Genomic DNA, 3,625 nt, shown 5'->3' on the forward strand with positions numbered 1-3,625 from the left:
GCACGCATCGACGGCGCGACGACCTGGCAGCTGTTCTGGCGCATCCATGTGCCGCTGTCCGTGCCTGCGCTCTCGTCGCTCGCGATCCTGCTGTTCCTGTGGACCTGGAACCAGTTCCTGCTCGCCGTCGTGCTCGTGGACGACCCGACCAAGCGGACGATGGCCGGTGCGCTGGGCGCTTTCCAAGGGCAGTGGGGCACCGACGTCCCGCTGCTGTGCGCCGGATCGCTGCTGATCCTCACCCCGACGTTGCTGGTGTTCCTCATCTTCCAGCGCCAGTTCGTCGCCGCGCTGCTGCAGGGCTCGGTGAAGGGATGAGGGAAGGCCCGGGGGTGCGCCCGCCGTTCGATCCGGACGTGGCGCACGCGCTGCGCACCACCGACGACGTGGTCACCTCGCTGCGCCCGGAGGGAATAGCCGGGCTGCGCGAGCGGGTGGTGCCACCGAGTGAATACGAGATCACGCTCGGCGGGAGCCTGGCGCTGACCCGCCACCTCGTCCCGGTGGGGGACGCCCCCGGCATCGCGCTCCTGCTCCTGCGTCCTCGCAGGCGCGGCGCGCGCCTGCCGGTGCTCTATCACGTGCACGGCGGCGGGCTCGTGGTCGGCTCCGCGGCCGACGATCTGCCTGCCCTGGCCGGGGCGGCTGAGGACCTCGGGCTCGCCGTGGCATCCATCGAGTATCGCCTTGCGCCGGAGTTCCCCTACCCCGTGCCTGTGGAGGACGTCTACCGGGGGCTGGTCTGGCTGAGGGAGCACGCCGATGCGCTGAGCCTCGACCCCGACCGTGTCATCGTCGGTGGCATCAGCGCCGGTGGCGGGCTGGCGGCGGCCACGGCGCTGCTCGCCCGGGATCGCGGCGGACCATCGCTGCTCGGACAGCTGCTGGTGTGCCCGATGCTCGATGACCGCAACGACTCGGGCTCGGCAGACCAGATGGCGGGCGTCGGCGCGTGGGACCGCGTGGCCAACGAGACGGCGTGGAACGCCTACCTCGGTGCCGACCGCGACGAGGTGACGATCTACGCCTCGCCCGCTCGAGCGAGCGATCTGTCGAATCTTCCGCCCATGTTCCTCGATGTCGGATCGGCCGAGACCTTCCGTGACGAGGTGGTCGCCTATGCGGCTCGGTCCTGGGCCTGCGGAGGCGACGCTGAGCTGCATGTCTGGCCGGGCGGCGCGCACGGATTCCATGCGCTGGCCCCCGATGCCGAGATCAGTCGCCGCGCCCGCGCCGCTCGGGCGGAGTGGCTGCGTCGACTGCTCGCCCGCAGCGGTGCCGCGGCCGCCGAGTAACCCCCGTGCGCTCCGTGCTCGCGCTTGAGCGCGTGCCCGAGCTGCTCGAGTGTCGCGAATGGCGGGTGCTGTGCGCGGGGATGGTGCGGAAGTGACACCGGAGCGGCCCGGAGCGGCTCGGCCCGGCGGCGGCGCAGCGCGACGCCTCCGCTCAGCGCACGCCCTTCATGAGCGCCAGCACCGGCTTCACGAAGATCAGCAGCAGCACGCCGACACCGATGGCGATGAGCCCGAGGATCGAGAAGTACGGCACCTCGTTGTCGGGGTCGTAGTACTCCGCCAGCAGCCCCGAGATGGCCGTGCCCAGTGCGACAGACAGGAAGAACAGGGCGACCATCTGGGTGTGGAAGCGCGCCGGGGCGAGCTTGGTCGTCACCGACAGACCCACCGGCGACAGCAGGAGCTCGGCGACGGTGAACACCAGCAGGATGCCGATCATCGCCAACAGCGGTGTGGAGCCGGCGCCGCCCCCGGCGAACGGGAGGAACAGCAGGAACGCCGCGCCCATGATGATGACGCCCAGACCGAACTTCACCGGGGTCGAGGGCTGCCGCGTGCCGAGCTTCGTCCACAGCCATGCGAAGACACCCGAGAGCACGATGATGAAGATCGGGTTGATCGACTGCACCCACGGCACCGGCATCTCCCAGCCGAAGAGGTCGCGGTTGAGCTTCACGTCGGCGTAGATCGTCACGACGGTGAACTGCTGCTGGTACAGCGACCAGAACGCCACCGACGTGATGAACAGCGGCACGAACGCGAACACCCGGCTGCGCTCGACGGCGTCGATGTGCCGGCTGCTGAGGATCACGACGAAGTAGGCGATCGTGGCGCCGACCGTGGTGATGATGACGATGAGAGACAGGTTCTCGGGGCGGATCACCCCGACGAGCACCAGCACGACGATGAGCACCACCGCCGCCGCGGCGATGCCGCCGACCAGCGCGTAGCGGTTGCGGGGGAGCGGGTTGGCGACGTGCCGCGCCGCCTCGGGGAGCGAACGGCGCCCGAAGGAGTACTGCAGCAGCCCCAGCGCCATGCCGACGGCAGCCAGCCCGAAGCCCCAGTGGAACCCCAGCGAGGCCTGCAGCAGACCCGTCAGCAGCGGGCCGGCCAGCGCGCCGAGGTTGATGCCGAGGTAGAACAGCGAGAACCCGGCATCCCGTCGGGGGTCGTCCCGCCGGTACAGCGTTCCCACCACGCTCGTGGCGTTGGCCTTGAGGCCGCCCGATCCCAGCGCGATGAGGATGAGTCCGACGCCGACCCCGAGGAATCCGGGGATGAGGGCGAGGGCGACGTGACCGGCGACGATGACGATCGCACTGTAGAAGAGCACCCGCTCGGAGCCGAGGATGCGGTCGGCGATCCACGCCCCGAGGATGGTCGAGAGGTAGACCGAGCCGCCGTATGCGCCCACGATGCCGGCAGCCACGGCGCGGTCGAGCCCCAGTCCGCCGTCGGTGGCGGAGTAGTACAGGTAGATGAGCAGGATGCCCTGCATGCCGTAGAAGCTGAACCGCTCCCACATCTCCACGCCGAAGATGTGCGCCAGCGCCCGGGGCTGCCCGAAAAAGCGGGTGTCGCGGTCGCCGGCGTCTTCGGCGGCGGTCTCGATGGGGCCCGTGGGAGGTCCGACGGGGACCTGGGCCGGCTCGTTCGCGCTCATTGGCCCAGGGTAGACCTCACTGCGGCAGAGAGGGATGGGGTTCGCGTGCAGGATGCTGCGGGATGAACAGAGCGAGCACCAGCGCCACCACCGCGGCACCGCCGCCCAGCAGGAACGCCACGTCGAACGCCGCCGCCGTCGGCACCTGCACGCCGCCCTGCGTGACCGACAGGCTCGCCAGCACCGCGGCGATCACGGCAGCAGCAGTGCTGGTGCCGAGCGAGCGGAACAGCGCGTTCAGGCCGTTGGAGGCGCCCGTCTCGCTCTGCGGCACGCTGCGCATGATGAGCATCGGCATGCTGGCGTAGCCGAAGCCGATCCCGACGCCCACCAGCAGATTGGCCACCAGGATGTGCCACACCTCGGAGGAGAACAGCAGCGTGAACCCGTACGCGACGATGAGGGCGATCGCCCCGAGGATCAGCAGCAGCCGAGGGCCGACGGTGCGCGCCACGCGCCCCGAGTAGGGCGACAGCACCATCATCACCAGGCCCGCCGGCGCGATGACGAGGCTGGCGGCGAGCAGTGACAGTCCGAAACCCGCGGGGGCCGGCAGCTCCAGCAGCTGCGGGTAGGCCACGTTCGAGGCGAAGAGCGAGAACCCCATCGCGAGAGAGGCGATGTTGGTGAGCAGCACCGGACGGCGGGCAGCCACCCGCAGGTC

Annotated in this window: 4 protein-coding genes; 2 read left to right on the forward strand and 2 right to left on the reverse strand. The window is 70.2% G+C overall.

What is annotated here, in order from left to right; translation table 11 throughout:
• Together NQ160_RS20615 and NQ160_RS20620 are read left to right on the forward strand one after the other, a co-directional pair.
• A partial coding sequence (locus NQ160_RS20615) for a carbohydrate ABC transporter permease (RefSeq protein ID WP_257516958.1) occupies positions 1-318 on the forward strand: 318 nt, incomplete at its 5' end.
• A complete protein-coding gene (locus NQ160_RS20620) occupies positions 315-1,295 on the forward strand; it encodes an alpha/beta hydrolase (RefSeq protein WP_257516959.1) in 981 nt (326 codons plus the stop codon). The genes NQ160_RS20615 and NQ160_RS20620, both read left to right, overlap by 4 nt.
• A gap of 151 nt (positions 1,296-1,446) precedes the next feature.
• On the opposite strand, the gene NQ160_RS20625 is transcribed toward NQ160_RS20620, so the two are convergent.
• Positions 1,447-2,961 carry a peptide MFS transporter gene (locus NQ160_RS20625; protein ID WP_257516960.1) on the reverse strand — a complete coding sequence of 505 codons (1,515 nt, stop codon included), beginning with the start codon at positions 2,959-2,961 and terminating at the stop codon, positions 1,447-1,449.
• Between the two features lie 16 nt (positions 2,962-2,977).
• The coding region (locus NQ160_RS20630) for an MFS transporter (protein WP_257516961.1) at positions 2,978-3,625 on the reverse strand (648 nt) is incomplete at its 5' end.

The organism is Microbacterium sp. zg.Y909 (assembly GCF_024626565.1).

Bases quoted from the DNA above. Each gene is read 5' to 3' on its own strand.
- NQ160_RS20620 (WP_257516959.1), top strand. From the start codon at position 315: ATGAGGGAAGGCCCGGGGGTGCGCCCGCCGTTCGATCCGGACGTGGCG.
- NQ160_RS20625 (WP_257516960.1), bottom strand. From the start codon at position 2,961: ATGAGCGCGAACGAGCCGGCCCAGGTCCCCGTCGGACCTCCCACGGGC.